This window comes from Streptomyces sp. NPDC054786 (genome assembly GCF_053611685.1).
This window is the reverse complement of the sequence record NZ_JBSHAW010000047.1, coordinates 41,222-58,847: the sequence shown is the minus strand read 5'-3', so window position 1 is coordinate 58,847 and position 17,626 is coordinate 41,222. Positions and strand designations below refer to the sequence as shown.

Here is a 17,626-nt window from a genome sequence, read left to right as displayed (position 1 = left end):
GGCCTCAGATGCTCGGCACGTACTTGTAGCCGACCCGCCGCACCGTCACGATCGACGACCGGTGCGCAGCGCCCAACTTGCGGCGCAGCCGGGCGACATGGACATCGACCGTACGGCCGTCGCCGACGTGCCCGTAGCCCCACACCGTCGTCACCAGCTGGTCGCGGGTGTGCACCCGGTGCGGGTACGCGACCAGATGGGCCAGCAGCTCGAATTCGAGGTACGTCAGGTCCAGCGGCCGGTCCTGGACCTGCGCGGTGCGCTGTTCGGGGTCGATCCGCACGATCTCGTCGCCGGTCGGTGCGCTCACCGCGGGCTCGGCGGCCGGCGGCGCGGTCGCGGCCTGCTCGGCCGGCACGAGGACGAGGTAGCCGACCATCGGCGGCCGGCCGGGCAGTGCGGGCAGGCTGTGCTGCGGGGCCGGCAGCCAGGTGGCGCCGGAGTCCAGCAGCTCGGCGACCGAGAGGACACCGTGCGGCGCAGTGCCGCCGCCCGGGGTGGTGACGGGTGACGGGTGGGCCTCGTCCGGCGCCACGGCGCGCAGCCGGTGGCGATGGGGGTGCGGGGCGGGGTGGCCGGGGAGGGGGGCCGTCGCGGAACCGGCGGTCAGGGTACGGAGGTTCGTCATCAGAAGTCAGCTCTTTCGCGCAGAGGGGCGTCGGGGACGTCGTGCGCGCGGGCAGGGCGTAAAACGCCGGTCAGCGGCGTCGGTGAGGCGTGTGCGGGCCCGCGCTCAGTGCGCGCGGCAACACAGACGGTCGAATGCGTGCGCCTGCCGGGACGGCCAGAAAGGCTCGAGGTCGCTGCGACCTGTCGCGGTGTCGGTAAGGCTGGCCATGGCCCTATTGAACCAGACGGCCGGTGATCTGTCCCTCGTGCGGCAGGCCCTTCGACCGGATTCCGCCGCGTCCGAGCCGTGCAGGTGCCGGGGCCGGAGGCGATCCGTTCCCGACTCCGCTTTTTCGCAGCGGAGTTGGCGAGCGCACGACTGCGGGGGGAGTGGCCGGAATCCGCTATGCGCTGCATGTCCCCCCTCTCTTCGGTATGTGTGTGCTTTTCGGTATGCGTAGCTCACACCCCGTTTCATGGGTTCGCCCCCGTTCGCCGCTCCGTTCGTCGTCCCGCTGCGGCCCGCATCCCCGTCCCCATGGCCACCCCGAGCGCGAGTGCCGTCAGATGCCCGGCGTCGGTGAACGTCCGGCCGCGGCGCAGCACCGGCCGTAGCCCCAGTGCCAGCAGGCCGGCCGTTGCCGCGGCCCGCGCGCCGCGGTGCGGGACGGTCGCGGCGAGGGCGCCCACCGTCGCGTGGAAGCCATAGCTGGCTCCGACGTCGATGGCCCGTGCGGTCGCGTCGTCCGGCGGATCCTCTCCCGTGGTCTCAGCGAGCGGATCCTCTCCCGTGGTCTCAGGGAGGTGGACGGGGGAGACTCCGGCGGTGGCCGGGGGAGTGCCTCCCGGTATTCGCGCGCGCAAGGCCGCGTAGACCAGCAGACTGGCCCCCACGTGACCGGCCGCGAACACCCCTGCCGCACGCCGTGCGCCCCATCGCGCCTCGGCCGTGCCGAGGGCGGCGAGCAGCGCGGCGCCGTACGGCACCGGCAGTGGCTCCTCGACGAATACCGCGCTGGTGACCAGGGTCTGCCACCTGCCGGCCCGCAGATTCCGGACGTTGGTGGAGTGCGTACGCAGCAGTTCCCTGCGCCGGTGGCCGGGCAGCCGCGCGGTGGCGTACGCACCGAGTTGTACGGCGCCGACATACAGCGGCGCTACCCAGGGGACGGCGCCCGTCAGGCCACGCGGTGCGGCAGTTGCCGGGACGCGCGGTACGGCACGCGACGCGAGAGCGCCGGGCATCATCCGCGACGCGACGCCCGGCACCTCAGGCCGTCCTCGGCAGCCGCTTGCGCCAGTCCGGCGCCGCGACCTCGATGACCCGGTCCGGGTCGCCGTCCCACCGCACCGGCAGCCCCGCCCCGGCGAACGCCGCCACCACCACCCGCCCGACCCCGGCGCGGTCCTCCGCGGAGGCCTCGCCGGTATCCGCATAGGCGCCGTAGCGGACCGACAGCCCATGGCCTTCCGCGGCCGACTCGGTGTCCTGGTAGTGGAAGAAGACGAAGCCCCGGTCCCCGTCGGCGCGTTCGGCTCCTATCTCGGCCAGCGCGCAGTTGCTGCAACAGCTGAAGTTCATCCGGGCGGTCAGCCCCTGGGCATTCAGCGTGTCGAAGGCCTGCGCCACCCGGTCGGCGTCGGTCACCTCGGGCCACTCGGCCTGCTCGGCGAGCCGCTCCTCCCACAGGCCCCCGACGATCCGCCGCGCCTCGTCCAGCGAGACCGGGGGGTCCTCGGGGCCGAAGGAGTCACAGACGCCCTGCGCGACCTCATGGAAGTCCCGGAAGCCGGCGCGTATGTCCTTGCGAGCCTGCTCCTCGGCGGCCGCGCGGGTGTCCGGAGCCAGGCCGGGCGTCGAGTACAGATCCGCCCCCTGCCAGTCGAGCGCCGTACGCCAGGCCTCCCCGCCGCGCGCCCAGTCCAGGAAGACCGCCACGACCCGCTCCGCATCACCGCTCTCCGCGCGGAAGTGCCGCTCCGGCCCGCCGTCGCGGTACTCGACCGTGAACGGCCCGTCGCCGTCCCGCCAGGTCTGCACGAACACCTGGTCCGCTTCGGGGAACCGCTCGACGACCACGAAATGGTCGTCGTCCGCGCCGATCCGCCGCAGCAGCCCGGCGAGTTCGGCCTCGGTCGGGCGTGAACGGTCCGGCCCGGACTCGGTCTTGACGCTGATCTCAAGCATGCCCCCAGCGTGCCGGCCGCCACTGACAAGCGGACCCTGACCTGCCCGGCGGACGACGCGGGGCAGGCGAAGGGGCCGGAGCGCACCGGCCCCGGCCCCTCGCACACGGTCGCGGAGACGTCAGATCTGCTCGCGCCGCGCCAGCTCCGTGCAGCAGGTGTCCACCATCAGCCGGGTGACCACATACGGGTCGACGTTGGCGTTCGGGCGCCGGTCCTCGATGTAGCCCTTCTTCTCGACCTCGACCTGCCAGGGGATACGCACCGAGGCGCCGCGGTCGGAGGCGCCGTAGGAGTAGGCGTCCCAGGGGGCGGTCTCGTGCGCGCCGGTCAGCCGGTCCTCGATGCCGGTGCCGTACTGGCGGACGTGCTCCAGCGGCTTGTCGCCCTGGCCCAGCGCCTCGCAGGCGGTGATGATCGCGTCGTAACCCTCCCGCATCGCGCGGGTGGAGAAGTTGGTGTGCGCGCCCGCGCCGTTCCAGTCGCCCTGTGCCGGCTTGGCGTCCAGCGACGCGGTGACGCCGAAGTCCTCCGCCACCCGGTGCAGCAGCCAGCGCGCCACCCACATGTGGTCCGAGACCTCCAGCGCGGGCAGCGCGCCCACCTGGAACTCCCACTGGCCGGGCATGACCTCGGCGTTGATGCCGGACAGACCGAGACCGGCCGCCAGGCACAGGTCGAGGTGCTTCTCGACGATCTCCCGGCCGAAGATCTCGCCCGCGCCCACGCCGCAGTAGTAGCCGCCCTGCGGGGCCGGGAAGCCGCCGCCCTCGGGGAAGCCGAGCGGACGCTCGCCCTTGAGGAAGGTGTACTCCTGCTCGATGCCGAAGATCGGCTCCTGGCCGGCGAACCGCTCCGCCACCGGGCGCAGCAGCGCACGCGTGTTGGAGGGGTGCGGGGTGAAGTCGGTGTGGAGCACCTCGCACAGCACCAGCAGGTGGTCACCGCCGCGGATCGGGTCCGGGCAGCTGAACACCGGCTCCAGCACGAGGTCCGAGGAGTGACCTTCGGCCTGGCTGGTGCTGGAACCGTCGAAGCCCCACCGCGGCAGCGTGCTGCCATCGGTCAGAATCCTGGTCTTGGAGCGGAGCTTGGCGGTCGGCTGGGTGCCGTCGATCCAGATGTACTCGGCCTTGATGGTCACGGGGTCCTCTTCGAGCTCGGGGCAGGTACGGGTGCGGGCGTACCGCCGCACTCTCGCAACGCGCCATTTCTCGTCCGTTGCCCGTTTGTGAACCACAGGTTACGTAGCCGGACACCCTGCCGTTCCCAAGGGTGCCTCAATTGCAGGCCTTGGATTCCTGCGTCGAATGTGTCCTCTTCCTGCCTTTCCGGTGTGACGCAGACCTCAGGAACGCCGCTTCAACAGCCCCTCGAACCCCAGGTGCTCCATCCGGTGCGTCAGCTCCTCGGCGGTGATCCCCATCGCCTCCGCGGTGCGCCCGGGGTGCCAGTCGTGCGACGCGAGCCGGTGCAGCACATGGCCGCGGCGGACCTGCTTGTCCGTGAGCCGGAACGACTTGAGGTAGGCGACCCGCCCCTTCCCGTCCGTGATCGTCTCGCCGATGTGCTGGACGCGGTGCAGTGCGAACGGCGGCAGGAAGCGGGACAGCCGGAACTGTCCCATCCGGTGCACCTCCCGCACGTCGTAGGACTCGTCGAGCAGCTCGGCCGCCATCAGACCGGAATGCTGTGCCTCCCACTCCCGCTGCCGCCGCCCGGCGGCGGCGCGCAGCTCCGCGAGCGAGGTGAGGTACTCCGCGGCGAGCCGGACCGGGAACTCCGCCACCGGTTCGCCGTAGAGCCCGTACTGGTACATCAGCTCGCCGTACATGTCCTGCAGCAGCGAGGCGTGCAGCGCCCGGTAGTCGTCCGGGTGCGGCACCACGAAGGCGGCGGCGAGGGCGTCGGCGAGGTACACCATCACCCCGCACTGTCCCGGATGGATCTCGAAGACCCGCAGCGCATCCTCCAGGCCGGGCACCGACTCGCCCTGGTACGCCCGCTCCGCGCGCGGCGAGAGGCCGTCGCGCACCGCCCGCCGGGTCCACTCCTCCCACACGATCGGCGGCCCCCCGAAGTGCAGCGCCAGATAGCCGTCGAGCGCCAGGTGGAGCGGCAGGAACCGCAGCCCGCCCGAGGCGCCGCCGGCCGGCCGGGAGCGCCGGCCGCGCTGCTGTACGAGCTTGCGCGGAAAGTGCAGCGGCGCACAGACCACCGGTCCGTGCTCCGCGCCCAATTGCGAGCCGTACGAGGCCGCCGGTGTGCCGTCGCTGTTCCAGTTCGCCACATATCCATGCGGAATGTACGAGGTGTAGGACGTCCGCCGGCCGGCCCGTACCGTCCACGGCCCGTCCCGGTAGAGCTCACGGTGCAGCCGCAGCTCGCAGATCGGCTCCGCGCGCACCAGCGGCACCAGCCGCACCGCACCCCATCGCTGCGGCGGACGGGCGCTGAGCCCGTCCAGATCCAGCCTGGTCACCCCGCACCTCCTTCCCCGTCGTCCGGCGCGTCCGGCGCGTCCGGCGCATCCGGCGCATCCGGTGCGTCCGGCGCCGCTTCCGCGGTCAGGAACCGCTGCACCCTGTCGTCCAGATGGGCCCGCAGTTCGGCCGGGCCCGTCCGCCCCTCCGCGAACCGTGCGAGCTGCACCAGCGCCGGCAGATCCTCGGCGTTGCGCACCCCCGCGGTCGGCACCGGGGCGGCCAGCCTGCGGACGTCGAAGTCCTCGGCGTCGTAGACCGGGTTGAGGTGCACGACGGAGGTGCGGCCCTGCGGATCGAGCCTCGTCCGCCACACCCGGAGCACCTCCCCGGCCAGGCCGGGCGGCGCGTTGTCGAAGCCGTCCGAGACGATCACCAGCTGCTCCGGTGCGTACTCCAGCGCGTCCAGCAGCCGCATGCCCAGCGGCGTCGCCCCGTAGGGGTAGGCGAGCAGCGCGTCCTGCCGCCCCGACGTCCACAGCGGAAGGTACGACCCGCCGAGCGCCTCCAGCAGGAAGTGGCAGGCCAGCGCGGTCACCAGCGGACGACGCCGCTTCTGCCGCGAACCGGTCGTGGAGAAGCTGTCGTCCAGTACGGCGGCCACCCGGCCCCAGGTCCCGGCCTGTGCGCCCGCCGTACGCCGCGCCGCGGTCCGCAGCGCGCCGGTCAGCTCGGCACGGCGCGCGATGCGGTCGTCGAGCGGCAGCCCCAGGACGTACGCGGCGAGCCGGGTCAGCGGCATCCGGGACAGGTCGGCGGCCACGTCGGCACCGCGGCTGCGGGCCGCCGCCTGCACCCGCAGCCGCTCCAGCCGCGTCATCCGCGGCGCGATCCGCTCCAGGAAGACGCGGCGGTCGATGCGGTGCGCAGCGGCGAACCCCTCGGCGACGGTGAACGGCAGCTCGTACAGGGCCTTCTGCTGGTAGTGCGCCCGCCGCCAGGAGTCCAGCAGCGCGGTGGTGTACTGCTTGCGCCGGCCCGGCGCGAACAGGAAGTCGCTCAGCTCGCCGTCGCCTCCGCGCCCGCCGGGCGCCGGCAGATGCGCATGCCGCAGCGCGCACTTGAGGCCGCTCCGGTACTTCACCGCGTCGAGCGCAGGATCCGGGCGTGCGGCGAGCCAGTCGCGCATGACGGCGCGGGTACGGCGGTTGTTGACCTTGGCGGCGCGCAGCGCACGGAACAGGCGGTAGACGCGCGGCGCCGGCAGTCGCGCAAGCCGGGCCGCGATCAGCCGCCCCTCGACATGGCGCTCGTCCGTCGTCGCCTCCCGGGCCGTCTCCAGGAGCCGGCGCACGATCAGCGCCGCATTGTGGTCGTTGATGTCCAGGGCGAGCGAAGCGGCATAGAGCGGGCGGTAGTTGACCCGCACATAGTCGTGCAGGAAGTCCAGCGACATCCGCTGCTCATAGGCGCCGGAGTGGAACTCGTGCTGCCCGGTGGAGGTGATCGCGGCATTGACGAACAGCAGCACGTCCTCGGCCGCCACCCGGTCCGCGGAGCTGTCCACGCCCTCTCCCCCGTAGTCGGATGCCGGCCGGGGAGTGGGGGCACGAGCAGCGAATCGTTGCTTTGCAGAGCAGGTCCGGAAGTCGCACCGGAGTCCCGCGGCCGGCCGGTGCAACGTAACACCGGCCGGGCGGGCGGGGCATACGGATTACGGCGTGGGGCGGGCTCGGCGCCGGCTCCCCGGCCGAGGGGCGACGGGCCACCGTCCCCTCGGCTCGCGGCGCCGGCGGAGCCCAATCCGCGCTCCGGTCCGCGCTGCGCGAGACACTGGCCCCATGACGACCCCGCGCATCGGACTCCTCGGCACCGGACCCTGGGCGCGGCGCGTCCACGCCCCCGCCCTCGCCGCCCACCCCGGCGTCGAGTTCACCGGCATCTGGGGGCGCAGAGCGGAGGCCGCCGCCGCGCTGGCCCAGGCTCACCGCACCCGCCCGTACGAGTCCCCCGACGAGCTGTTCGAGGCCTGCGACGCCGTCGCGATCGCCCTGCCGCCGTCCGTCCAGGCCCCGTTGGCGGTCCGCGCCGCCGAGGCCGGCTGCCATCTCCTCCTGGACAAGCCGGTGGCCACCTCCGTGCCCGAGGCCCGCGCCGTCGCCGCGGCCGCCGACCGGGCGGGCATCGCCTCGGTGGTGTTCTTCACGGCGCGCTTCGGGGAGCAGGAAGGGGAGTGGATCGCCGCCCAGGCCGCGGTCGGCGGCTGGTTCACCGCCCATGCCGACTGGCTCGGCTCGGTCTTCGCCGAGGACAGCTCCAGCCCGTACGCCGATTCGCCCTGGCGCCGCGAGAAGGGCGGCCTGTGGGACGTCGGCCCGCATGCGCTGTCGGTGCTCCTGCCGGTCCTCGGCGATGCGGAAGCGGTCACCGCGGTCCGGGGCCCGGCCGATGCCGTGCTGCTGACGATCCGTCACAGCAGTGGAGCGGCCGGCTCGGCGACGCTCGGCCTGACCGCGCCCGCCGCGGCGTCCGGCGTCGAGGTCACCCTCCGCGGCACGGCGGGCGTCACCTCCCTGCCCCGTCGCCAGGACGGCCCCGAAGTGGCCTACCGCCGCGCCGTCGACGCCCTCCTTGCCGCCGCCGGGACCGGTCTGCCCAACGCCTGCGACGTCCACTTCGGCCTCCGGGTCACCGAAATCCTGGCGGCGGCGGAGGAATCGCTCCCCCCTCTCATGCCTCACGGGTCATGACCACATGGCGATATTGGTCGTGGAGGGCATGAGCGAACGTCCGTAGCGTCATGGCCGTGACCCGCGTGGTCACCCGCCCTGTCACCGGACCAAGGGACCCCACCGCCATGACGCCCGCCACCGGCTTCACCAGCTATGCCGACGCCCTCCTCGCCGCCCTCGCCCGTGACCCGTCCCGCACCGTGGTGACCGTGGGGGAGGGCGGCGAGGAGATCACCGCCGGTGCCCTGCACGCCACCGTCCACCGCATGGCGGCGGTGCTCGCCGGCCACGGCATCGGCCGCGGCCGCACCGTCTGCCTCCTCAGCGGAAACCGCCCCGAGGTGCTCGCCGCCCGCTACGCAGCGGGCCTCCTCGGCGCCCGCGTGGTCTTCCTCTACGACGGCATGGCCGCCGAGACCCTGGCCCGGATCGCCACGAGCGCGGAGGCCGCCCTGCTCCTGGTCGACCCGGCCCTCCACGACACCGCACGGGCGCTGCTCCACCACACCAGGGGCCCGGCCCCCGAGGTGATGACCCTGGGGGGCGGGGCTGCGGCCGCCGATCTGGGCGCCGACCTGCTCGCCGCCTGTGCCGCACTCCCCGTCACCCCTGAGGTGCCGAGCGCCGCCCGCCCCGAGGACGACTGGTGCCTCCGGCACACCGGTGGCACGACCGGCATCCCCAAGGGCGTCCGGATGGCACACGCCCCGTACGCCGGGATGGTGATCCACCAGCGCATGGAAGCCGCCGGCGATCCGCCCCGCTTCCTGGCCTGCACCCCGCTCGCCCACCTCGCGGGCGTGCTGGCCGATGTCACGCTCGCGGCCGGCGGCACCGTCGTCCTGCACCGCGCCTTCGACCCCGCCGCCGTACTCGCCGCCGTCGCCCGCGACCGCATCACCCACCTCTGGCTGCTGCCCCCGCTCCTCTACCGGCTCCTCGACGACCCCACCCTCCCCACCACCGACCTCAGCTCCCTCACCCGTATCTCCTACGGCGGCTGTGCGGCCTCCCCCTCGCGACTGGCGCGGGCCGCCGAGGTCTTCGGCCCGGTCCTGTTCGGGCTGTACGGCCAGGCCGAGGCCATGTCGATCACCCAGGCCCGGCCGGCGGACCACCTCCCCACCGGCCCCGGCGGACGGATCACCGTCGGCCGCGCACTGCCCGGTGTGACGCTCGCCGTCCGTGACGCGGACGGGCGCGATCTGCCGGTGGGGGAGCCGGGCGAGATCCATGTGCGCTCCGCCGGCGTGATGACCGGCTACTGGAAGCGGCCCGAGCTGACCGCGCAGGTGCTGGACGACGACGGCTGGCTGCGCACCGGCGACGTCGGTGTGCTGGACGACGAGGGCCGGCTCTACCTCGTCGACCGGGTCAAGGACCTGATCATCGTCGTGGGCGGGCATGTCCACCCGGCGGACGTCGAGGACCTGCTGCACACCCATCCGGCGGTCGCCCACTGCGCCGTCTACGGGGTGCGCGGGGCGGACGAGGCCGAGGAGGTGCATGCCGCGGTCGTTCCCGCTCCGGGCCACCGTGTGGACACCGCCGCCCTCCGCGCCTTCGTCACCGAGCGCGCGGGCGCCCTGTACGCCCCGGCCGCCGTCCACGTGCTCGACGCCATCCCCCTCACCCCCGTGGGCAAGCCGGACAAATCCCTGCTGCGCGCCAGGGCCGCGACGGCCTGACCCGGAGCCCTCCCCAAGGCCCTTCTCCGGGCGCCAAATCCCCTCTGGCCAGGGGCTTTTGTCAGTGGTCGGCAGTAGAATGGGAACCAGTCAGTGAGGGTTCATCCACGCTCCAGGAGGTCGCCGATGGCCGCTGCCACACTCATCACGAAGCCTCTCCCGGCCCACCCGCTGCCCAAGAAGCCGCTGCCCGCCGGATGGCCGCGCGAACGGTACGAATCGCACAACCGCCGCCTGAAGGCCATGCGGCTGGCCATAGCCCTGCTCGACACCGGCGTCTACCGCCCCGAGCAGGCCCACAACCGCAAAATCCGCAGCACCGCGGCCGACATAGGGGTCCACGCCCCGTCCGACACGACCTGCCGCCTGGTGCGCGCCCTCATCTACGACCACTGCTGACGGCTCCCGGCACACCAACAGGGCGGCCGGCCCCGGGACTTCCCCGGCGCCGGCCGCCCCACGCCGTGCCGGGGCGGGCTCACTCACCCGGGCCGTCCCCCGGTCCCTCCCGCCGTTCCTCCGCGGCGGCATCCATGTCCGCCACCTCCGCCAGCGCCTCCTCCAGCCACTCCACCCAGAACGTCTCCAGACCGATCCCGGCCCGCAGCACGAGCCGTCGCAGCCGGTCCTCCGGATCCGCCGCGGCCCCGAAATCGCGGCCCTCGATCTCCTGGTACTCCGCCAGCTGCCGCCGGTGCAGCGTCAGATGCCGCCGCAGCTCCTCGTCGAGCCCGACCCGCCCCACCACCGCCGACGCCCGCATCCGCAGCAGCAGCGCGTCCCGGATGGGCTTGGACTCCTGCTCGGCGGAGGCCCAGCGGGTCAGCTCGCTCCGCCCCGCCGGCAGCACCTCGAACTCCTTCTTCTGCCCGCGGGACGGCTGCTCGCTCGGCAGCGCCCGGATGAACCCGGACTGCTCCAGCTTCCCCAGCTCGCGATAGATCTGCTGATGGGTGGACGACCAGAAGTAGCCGATCGACCGGTCGAACCTGCGGGTCAGCGCCAGCCCCGACGACGGCTTCTCTAGCAGGGCGGTGAGGATCGCATGCGGGAGTGACATAGGGGAATCCTAGGCAGCCGGCGGCAGGTCACAGGGCCGCCGCCAGCTCCGTCCCCTGCTGGATGGCGCGCTTGGCGTCCAGCTCGGCGGCGACGTCCGCACCGCCGATGAGGTGCACGGCGCGCCCCTCGGCCCGCAGCTCCTCGTACAGGTCCCGGCGCGGCTCCTGCCCGGTGCACAGCACGACGGTGTCCACGGGCAGCGTGCCGGCCGCACCGTCGACGGTGACATGCAGGCCCTCGTCGTCGATCCGCTCGTACGTCGCCCCGGCGACCATCGTCACGCCCCGGTGCCGCAGCTCCGCCCGGTGGATCCAGCCGGTGGTCTTGCCGAGGCCGGCGCCGACCTTCGACGCCTTGCGCTGCAGCAGATGCACCTGCCGCGGGGTCTTGGGGCGCTCGGGCGCCCGCAGTCCGCCGCGCTCGCCGTACGCGGTGTCGACGCCCCAGGAGCGGAAGTAGGTCTCCGGATCCTGGCTCGCCGCGTCGCCGGCATCGGTCAGGAACTCCGCGATGTCGAAGCCGATGCCGCCCGCCCCGATGACCGCCACCCGCTCGCCGACCGGCGCACCGTCGCGCAGCACATCGAGGTAGCTGACGACGCTCGGGTGGTCGATGCCGTCGATCTCCGGGGTGCGCGGTGTGACGCCGGTGGCGACCACGATCTCGTCGAACGCACCGAGGTCCGCGGCCGTCACGGGGGTGTTCAGCCGGACCTCCACGCCCTGCCGCGCGAGCTGCGTACGGTAGTAGCGCAGCGTCTCCTCGAACTCCTCCTTGCCCGGGACCCGCTTGGCGAGGTTCAGCTGTCCGCCGATCTCGTCCGCGGCGTCGAACAGCGTGACGTCATGGCCACGCTCGGCGGCGGACACGGCACAGGCGAGCCCGGCGGGCCCGGCGCCGACCACCGCGAGCTGCTTGCGCCGCCGGGTGGGGGAGAGGATCAGCTCGGTCTCGTGGCACGCCCGCGGATTGACCAGACAGGACGTGATCTTCCCGCTGAAGGTGTGGTCGAGGCAGGCCTGGTTGCAGCCGATGCAGGTGTTGATCTCCTCGGCCCGGCCGTCCGCCGCCTTGGCGACGAAGTCCGGGTCGGCGAGGAAGGGCCGCGCCAGCGACACCATGTCGGCGCGCCCGTCGGCGAGCAACTCCTCGGCCACCTCAGGGGTGTTGATGCGATTGCTGGTCACCAGGGGGATGGTGACCGAGCCCATCAGCCGCTTGGTCACCCAGGTGTAGGCGCCGCGCGGCACCGAGGTCACGATGGTGGGGATGCGGGCCTCGTGCCACCCGACACCGGTGTTGATGATCGTGGCGCCGGCCGCCTCGATCTCCTTGGCGAGCGTCACCACCTCCTCCAGGGTCGAACCGCCCGGAACGAGGTCCAGCATCGACAGCCGGTAGATCAGGATGAAGTCCGTGCCGACGCGCTCGCGGGTACGGCGGACGATCTCCAGCGGGAAGCGCACCCGGTTCTCGTACGAGCCGCCCCACCGGTCCGTGCGCTGATTGGTCGCGCCGACGATGAACTCGTTGATCAAGTAGCCCTCGGAGCCCATGATCTCGACGCCGTCGTACCCGGCGGACTGGGCGAGCTCCGCCGCCCGCACATAGTCCTCGATGGTCTGCTCGACCTCGTCGTCGGTGAGCGCATGCGGCGGAAAGGGGCTGATGGGCGCCTGGATCGCACTCGGCGCGACCAGGTCGGCGTGGTACGCGTACCGCCCGAAGTGCAGGATCTGCATCGCGATCCGGCCGCCCGCGGCATGCACCGCACCGGTCACGGTCCGGTGCTGCGCCGCCTCCGCCTCGGTGGTGAGCTTGGCCCCGCCGTCGTACGGCCGTCCCGCCTCGTTGGGCGCGATTCCGCCGGTCACCATCAGGCCGACGCCGCCGCGCGCACGGGCGGCGTAGAAGGCGGCCATCCGCTCGAAGCCGTTCTCGGCCTCCTCCAGGCCGATGTGCATCGACCCCATCAGCACCCGGTTGGGAAGGGTCGTGAACCCGAGGTCGAGCGGGCTCATCAGGTGCGGGTACTGGCTCATGGGGCCTCCTGGCGCGGTGGTCGTCACAGCAGTTGTAGACCAGCCGAAGAGCCTTATGCAACAAGTTGCATAAAACGTGATGCAGGCGACCCCGGCGCCCCGGGCGCGCTCTCCCCGCCGTACCCCTCACCGCGCGCATCTGCCGGTCGGCGCAGTGTGACGTATCACAGACAACGCGGGGGCGCTGTGGGAACTTCAACTGTGCTACTCCTCAATGGAGTTGCCGAAGAGCCGAAGGTGCGGGCCGGACGGCACGCGGACCGCACGGGTCGCCTGGTGGGGGCGGCCGGGGCGAGGCCGCGGGCCGGCGGCGGGCATCCGGCTCGGGACGGTCTGCCCGTACGTGGAGAGGGTCGAATGAGCACTTTGCAAGCCGTCACGCTCGACCAGGTGGTCGACACCGCCCGGTATCCCCTGTCGCAGCTCGACAGTGCCGAGGGGCGGGCTGTGATGTCCCGCGCCCGGCGCGAACTCTCGGCACTCGGCTGCACCGTGCTGCCGGACTTCATCCGTCCGTCGCTCCGCGAGGTGCTGGAACAGGAGTGCGCCGCCCTCGCCCCCCAGGCGCACTTCGACGTCGAGACCGTCAACGTCTACAACATCGCGGTGGACTCCGAGCTGCCGGCGGACCACCCAGGGCGGCGGACCTTCCAGCGGGGCAACGCGTTCGTCGCACGGGACCGCGTGCCCGCCGGCTCCCTGATCAGCCGGCTCTACGCCCACCCGGCGTTCCAGGACTTCATCGCCCGCTGTTTCGGACTGCCGCAGCTGCACGAGCTGGCGGATCCGCTCTCCGGGCTGGTCCTCAACGTCGTCGCGCCGGGCATGGAGCACCCCTGGCACTTCGACACCAACGAGTTCACGGTGAGCCTGCTCACCCGCCAGGCACAGGACGGCGGCGTCTTCGAGTACTGCCCGAACATCAGGTCCGCGCAGGACGAGAACTTCGACGACGTACGCGACGTCCTGGACGGCCGGGGTGAGCGGCTGACCCGGCGCCTCCCCCTGCACCCCGGTGATCTGCAGCTGTTCAAGGGCCGCTACTCGCTCCACCGGGTGAGCCCGGTGCGCGGCGAACTCGCGCGCCACTCCGCGATCTTCGCCTACAGCGAGCGCCCCGGTGTCATCGGGAGCGTGGCGCGGACCCGGCAGCTCTTCGGCCGGGTACTGCCCGAGCATGTGGCGGCCGAGGGCCGGGCCGTACGGGGCGACCGGCTGCTGGACTAGCAGCCGGACACGCCGGCGCCGTGCGCCGCCGCCCGCGCCGCGTTCCTCACAGGCACGGGCACGGTGGGTGACGGAGCGACCATGGACGAGTGACATCACAGGTCCCCACGACCGGAATCGAGAGAGCAGAATTGAATACCCGTCAGGAAAGGGCAGCAGTCATGACGACCTTCTCCCAGGAGGACAGCCTCCCGCGGGTGCCGCTGCCCACGCTGGAGGCGAGCTGTGAGCGGTTCCTCGCCTGGTGCGCGCCGCTGCTGACCGCCGACGAGCTGGCGGCGACCGAGGCGGAGGTGACCGCCTTCCTCCGCCCCGGCGGCCCCGGCCGGGCGCTGCACGCGGCGCTGGAGGAGTACGACGCCACCGAAGGAGTCCACAGCTGGCTGGACACCTTCTGGCCGTACCGCTATCTGGGCCGCCGCGACCGGATCGCGCTCAACGCCAACTTCTTCTTCCTGTTCCAGGACGCCCCGCCGCAGCAGCCGCAGTCGCAGGTGGAGCGGGCCGCCGGGCTCATCGCCGGGGCCGTCGACTACAAGAGGCAGCTCGATCAGGAGCTCATCCCGCCGGTGGTGCAGCGCGGCGCGCCCCAGTCCATGGTGCAGAACAAGTTCCTCTTCTCCGCCACCCGGATCCCCGGGGCGGAGCAGGACACCGTCCGCAGCCCTTACACCGACGCCTGGCCGGGCCCGTCCCGGGCACGGCACATCGTGGTGTTCTTCCGCGGCAGCATGTTCCGGCTCGATGTGCTCGGCGCGGACGGTGTCCCGCACAGCCTGGACGACCTCGAAGCGGGGCTGCGCGCCGTCCAGAAGGCCGGCGCCGAACCGGCTCCCGCGGACACCTCGGTGGGCCACCTCACCACCATGGCGCGCGCGGAGTGGGCCGCCGCCCGCGAGACCCTGCGCGCCTGCCATCCCCGCAACGCGGACGCCCTGGACGACATCGAGACCGCACTGTTCTGCGTCTGCCTGGAGGACTTCGCCCCCGCGGACATCCAGCAGGCCTGCGACCAGCTGCTCCATGGCGACCGCGGCAACCGCTGGTTCGACAAGGCCGTGTCCCTGATCGTCTTCGCGGACGGCCGGGCGGGCATCAATGTGGAGCACTGCGAGCTCGACGGCACCACCATCCTCAGCTTCACCGACGCCCTGCTCAGCGCCACCGCCGAGGAACACTCCCGCCGCTCCGGAGCCCGCTCCCAGGGCCTCCCGTCCCTGGAACCTGTCGTCTTCGAGCTGGACGACGCCCTCCGGGACCGGGTGCGCTCCGCCGCCGAGGCGTTCGCGGCGTACGGGGAGAACACCGCGACCCGGACCGTCTCCTTCGACGACTTCGGCAGTAACACCGCCAAGGCACTGGGCTCCTCGCCGGACGCCTTCGTCCAGCTCGCCTACCAGCTCGCCCACCAGCGCGCCAAGGGGCGCCTGGGCGCCACCTACGAGTCGATCGCCACCCGTCAGTGGCGGCTCGGCCGCACCGAGGCGATGCGTGTGGTCACCCCGGAGATCCAGGAGTTCGTCGCCGCGATGGAGGACCCGGCGGCCGACGCGGACACCCGCCGGGCCGCGTTCCGGGCCGCCGCCGGGAAGCATGTGGCACGCGCAAAGGAGTGCCAGGCCGGCGACGCGCCCGAGCAGCACCTGTGGGAGCTGGAACTGATCCAGCGCCGCCGCGGAACGGAGCTCGGGGTGACCGAGCAGCCCGCCCTCTACCGGACGCCCGGCTGGCTGACGATGCGCGACGACTACCTGAGCACCAGCTCCGCGCCGTCCGCCAACATCCAGTACTTCGGCTTCGGCTCCACCAGCAGCCGCTGTATCGGCGTCGCCTACGTCCTGCTGCCCGACCGCTTCCACCTCTACCTGAGCACCCCGCAGTCCGTGGCCGCTCAGATGCACACCTTCGCCGACCGGCTCCGGGAGGCGGTGGCCGAACTGCGGGAGCTGCTGGCGCCGGGGCAGTCCGGGGCCTGACCGCGACGCATCCCACCCGGCACCGAGCCGAAGGGCCGCCATCCCGCACCGGGTGGCGGCTCTTCGGTGCCGTCTACTTCAGCAGCCGGGACATCCGCCGATCCGCAAGAATCCTGCCCCCGGTCTGACAGGTCGGGCAGTACTGCATCGACGAATCGCTGAAGGACACCTCCCGGATCGTGTCCCCGCACACCGGACAGGGCTCCCCCTTCCGCCCGTGGACCCGCAGCCCGCTCTTCTTCTCCGCCTTGAGGTTCCGCAGGTCGATCCCACGGGCCCGTTCGACCGCCTCGCCGAGCGTCGTACCGATCGCCTCGTAGATCCGGCCCACCTCCTCCTCGGAGAGCTTGGCGGCGAGCTTGAACGGCGACATCCGCGCCGCATGCAGAATCTCGTCCGAGTAGGCGTTCCCGATCCCGGCAAGCACGCTCTGGTCCCGCAGCACCCCCTTGATCTGCCGGCTTTCCCCTGCCAGCAGCCCGGCGAAGGCCGCCGGGCTGAACCCCTCGGCGAGCGGATCGGGCCCGAGCCGCGCGACACCGGGCACCTCGCCCGGATCCCGTACGACATGGACCGCAAGGTGCTTCTGGCTGCCGGCCTCGGTCACATCGAACCCGGCCCCCTCCGGCTCGACCAGCCGCACCCGAAGCGCCAATGGTCCCTTCCCGGGCCGCGGCGGCGCCACCGGCAGCTTCTCGCTCCACCGCACCCACCCCGCCCTGGCCAGGTGGATGACCAGATGCAGCTCCCCGACCCGGAAATCGAGAAACTTCCCGTGCCGGGTCACCTCATCGAACGTCCGGCCCTCCAGCGCGGTAAGGGGCGGGTCATAGGTCTTGAGCGCATGCACGGCCACCGGATACACCCGCCCCACGCAACGACCGACCAGCCGCTCGGCCAAAAACCGCGACAGGGACTCGACCTCCGGCAATTCAGGCATACCACCAGTCTGCCTCGGAACGGGGGGATCGGAGTGCTGGGCGAGACAGCGGGGGAGCGGTCGGTCACGTCGGCACCTCATGAGGGGTGCGCGACGGGCGACGAAGTCCCCCCGGCCGTGGGCACCGATCTGCTCTACTGCGGGCATGACGATCTTTGTGCGCGCGCGATTCGACGTCCATGACCAACGACAGGCCGAATTCGAGGAGTTGGCGCTCGCCCTGCGCAAGCAGGCGAGCGAGGAACCCGGCACCCACAACTACCGGTGGTTCTCGGCCGGTGCCGGCAGCTACCTGGTGCTGGAGGAGTACACCGACGAAACTGCGGCCCTGGAACACAACGAACGTGGGGCAGAATTGCTGGCACGTGTGGGCCGGTGCGCGGAGATGGTCTCCGCAGAGATCTATGGACCCATCGGGCCCGGTCTCCGTGAATGGGTCCGGTCCCATCCCCAGGCCACTACTTTTGCGGACTTCCCCGATCACGGCGTCGAAGACTGAGACACGATCCGCCGCCCTCCCCACGCCGCCCGGCCGCTCACGCCGCCCGCAGCGTTCCGGAGGGAGATCATGACCCCCCTCTGACAGAAACACCGCCACCACGAAAAGGCCGTCGGCCGCACCTTCCGAAGGGAAGGACACGGCCGACGGCCCAAAGATGTCCCAGGCGAGCGGGAACCCGCTTCGACCTGCGGCGTTCTTAGATGTCGAAGAACAACACGAGAAGTGCTCTGACCTGCAT

The 17,626-nt window shown here is 72.2% G+C and carries 15 protein-coding genes; 6 read left to right on the top strand and 9 right to left on the bottom strand.

Features of this window, described 5'->3' with window-relative positions:
• Nucleotides 1-4: 4 nt before the first annotated feature.
• The 6 genes from ACWGI6_RS31905 to ACWGI6_RS31880 all read right to left on the bottom strand — a co-directional run bounded on the left by ACWGI6_RS31905 (nt 5) and on the right by ACWGI6_RS31880 (nt 6,786).
• Nucleotides 5-628, bottom strand: a complete 624-nt coding sequence (locus ACWGI6_RS31905) for a winged helix-turn-helix domain-containing protein (RefSeq protein WP_453270733.1) — start codon at nt 626-628, stop codon at nt 5-7.
• A 455-nt stretch (nt 629-1,083) separates the two neighbouring features.
• Complete coding sequence (locus ACWGI6_RS31900; RefSeq protein WP_453270732.1) at nt 1,084-1,878, bottom strand: rhomboid-like protein; 795 nt, start codon at nt 1,876-1,878, stop codon at nt 1,084-1,086.
• A gap of 1 nt (nt 1,879) precedes the next feature.
• A complete protein-coding gene (locus ACWGI6_RS31895; protein WP_453270731.1) occupies nt 1,880-2,797 on the bottom strand; it encodes a DUF6891 domain-containing protein in 918 nt (305 codons plus the stop codon).
• Nucleotides 2,798-2,917: 120 nt separating this feature from the next.
• On the bottom strand, nt 2,918-3,940 hold the full coding sequence (gene glnII / locus ACWGI6_RS31890; RefSeq protein ID WP_453270730.1) for a glutamine synthetase: 1,023 nt from the start codon (nt 3,938-3,940) through the stop codon (nt 2,918-2,920).
• Between the two features lie 204 nt (nt 3,941-4,144).
• Nucleotides 4,145-5,278: an ARPP-2 domain-containing protein gene (locus ACWGI6_RS31885; RefSeq protein WP_453270729.1), complete on the bottom strand. Its 1,134-nt coding sequence runs from the start codon at nt 5,276-5,278 to the stop codon at nt 4,145-4,147.
• Complete coding sequence (locus tag ACWGI6_RS31880; protein ID WP_453270728.1) at nt 5,275-6,786, bottom strand: hypothetical protein; 1,512 nt, start codon at nt 6,784-6,786, stop codon at nt 5,275-5,277. Before ACWGI6_RS31880 ends, ACWGI6_RS31885 begins: the two co-directional genes overlap by 4 nt.
• A gap of 274 nt (nt 6,787-7,060) precedes the next feature.
• Here ACWGI6_RS31880 and ACWGI6_RS31875 point away from each other — a divergent pair, with 274 nt between their 5' ends.
• The 3 genes from ACWGI6_RS31875 to ACWGI6_RS31865 all read left to right on the top strand — a co-directional run bounded on the left by ACWGI6_RS31875 (nt 7,061) and on the right by ACWGI6_RS31865 (nt 10,038).
• Nucleotides 7,061-7,969, top strand: coding sequence for a Gfo/Idh/MocA family protein (locus tag ACWGI6_RS31875; protein ID WP_453270727.1), 909 nt, complete (start codon nt 7,061-7,063; stop codon nt 7,967-7,969).
• A gap of 107 nt (nt 7,970-8,076) precedes the next feature.
• Nucleotides 8,077-9,639 (top strand): AMP-binding protein, encoded by a 1,563-nt coding sequence (locus tag ACWGI6_RS31870; RefSeq protein ID WP_453270741.1) that lies wholly within the window; start codon nt 8,077-8,079, stop codon nt 9,637-9,639.
• Nucleotides 9,640-9,765: 126 nt separating this feature from the next.
• A complete protein-coding gene (locus ACWGI6_RS31865; RefSeq protein WP_453270726.1) occupies nt 9,766-10,038 on the top strand; it encodes a hypothetical protein in 273 nt (90 codons plus the stop codon).
• A gap of 79 nt (nt 10,039-10,117) precedes the next feature.
• On the opposite strand, the gene ACWGI6_RS31860 is transcribed toward ACWGI6_RS31865, so the two are convergent.
• Nucleotides 10,118-10,699 carry a PadR family transcriptional regulator gene (locus ACWGI6_RS31860; RefSeq protein WP_453270725.1) on the bottom strand — a complete coding sequence of 194 codons (582 nt, stop codon included), beginning with the start codon at nt 10,697-10,699 and terminating at the stop codon, nt 10,118-10,120.
• Between the two features lie 28 nt (nt 10,700-10,727).
• Nucleotides 10,728-12,743 carry an FAD-dependent oxidoreductase gene (locus ACWGI6_RS31855; RefSeq protein ID WP_453270724.1) on the bottom strand — a complete coding sequence of 672 codons (2,016 nt, stop codon included), beginning with the start codon at nt 12,741-12,743 and terminating at the stop codon, nt 10,728-10,730.
• Nucleotides 12,744-13,100: 357 nt separating this feature from the next.
• Between ACWGI6_RS31855 and ACWGI6_RS31850 the strand changes: the two genes are divergently transcribed.
• A complete protein-coding gene (locus ACWGI6_RS31850) occupies nt 13,101-13,970 on the top strand; it encodes a HalD/BesD family halogenase (RefSeq protein ID WP_453270723.1) in 870 nt (289 codons plus the stop codon).
• Nucleotides 13,971-14,131: 161 nt separating this feature from the next.
• Complete coding sequence (locus ACWGI6_RS31845; protein WP_453270722.1) at nt 14,132-15,946, top strand: choline/carnitine O-acyltransferase; 1,815 nt, start codon at nt 14,132-14,134, stop codon at nt 15,944-15,946.
• Between the two features lie 73 nt (nt 15,947-16,019).
• Here the strand turns inward: ACWGI6_RS31845 and ACWGI6_RS31840 are convergent, their stop codons facing one another.
• Nucleotides 16,020-16,886: an Fpg/Nei family DNA glycosylase gene (locus tag ACWGI6_RS31840; protein ID WP_393910046.1), complete on the bottom strand. Its 867-nt coding sequence runs from the start codon at nt 16,884-16,886 to the stop codon at nt 16,020-16,022.
• 145 nt (nt 16,887-17,031) lie between these two features.
• Here ACWGI6_RS31840 and ACWGI6_RS31835 point away from each other — a divergent pair, with 145 nt between their 5' ends.
• Nucleotides 17,032-17,385 carry a putative quinol monooxygenase gene (locus ACWGI6_RS31835; RefSeq protein ID WP_453270721.1) on the top strand — a complete coding sequence of 118 codons (354 nt, stop codon included), beginning with the start codon at nt 17,032-17,034 and terminating at the stop codon, nt 17,383-17,385.
• The last annotated feature ends 241 nt before the right edge of the window (nt 17,386-17,626 follow it).

Coding starts and splice junctions, on each gene's coding strand:
- ACWGI6_RS31835 (WP_453270721.1), top strand. CDS start 17,032: ATGACGATCTTTGTGCGCGCGCGATTCGACGTCCATGACCAACGACAG.
- ACWGI6_RS31865 (WP_453270726.1), top strand. CDS start 9,766: ATGGCCGCTGCCACACTCATCACGAAGCCTCTCCCGGCCCACCCGCTG.
- ACWGI6_RS31895 (WP_453270731.1), bottom strand. CDS start 2,797: ATGCTTGAGATCAGCGTCAAGACCGAGTCCGGGCCGGACCGTTCACGC.
- ACWGI6_RS31855 (WP_453270724.1), bottom strand. CDS start 12,743: ATGAGCCAGTACCCGCACCTGATGAGCCCGCTCGACCTCGGGTTCACG.
- ACWGI6_RS31860 (WP_453270725.1), bottom strand. CDS start 10,699: ATGTCACTCCCGCATGCGATCCTCACCGCCCTGCTAGAGAAGCCGTCG.
- ACWGI6_RS31905 (WP_453270733.1), bottom strand. CDS start 628: ATGACGAACCTCCGTACCCTGACCGCCGGTTCCGCGACGGCCCCCCTC.
- ACWGI6_RS31845 (WP_453270722.1), top strand. CDS start 14,132: ATGACGACCTTCTCCCAGGAGGACAGCCTCCCGCGGGTGCCGCTGCCC.
- ACWGI6_RS31875 (WP_453270727.1), top strand. CDS start 7,061: ATGACGACCCCGCGCATCGGACTCCTCGGCACCGGACCCTGGGCGCGG.
- ACWGI6_RS31850 (WP_453270723.1), top strand. CDS start 13,101: ATGAGCACTTTGCAAGCCGTCACGCTCGACCAGGTGGTCGACACCGCC.
- ACWGI6_RS31870 (WP_453270741.1), top strand. CDS start 8,077: ATGACGCCCGCCACCGGCTTCACCAGCTATGCCGACGCCCTCCTCGCC.
- ACWGI6_RS31840 (WP_393910046.1), bottom strand. CDS start 16,886: ATGCCTGAATTGCCGGAGGTCGAGTCCCTGTCGCGGTTTTTGGCCGAG.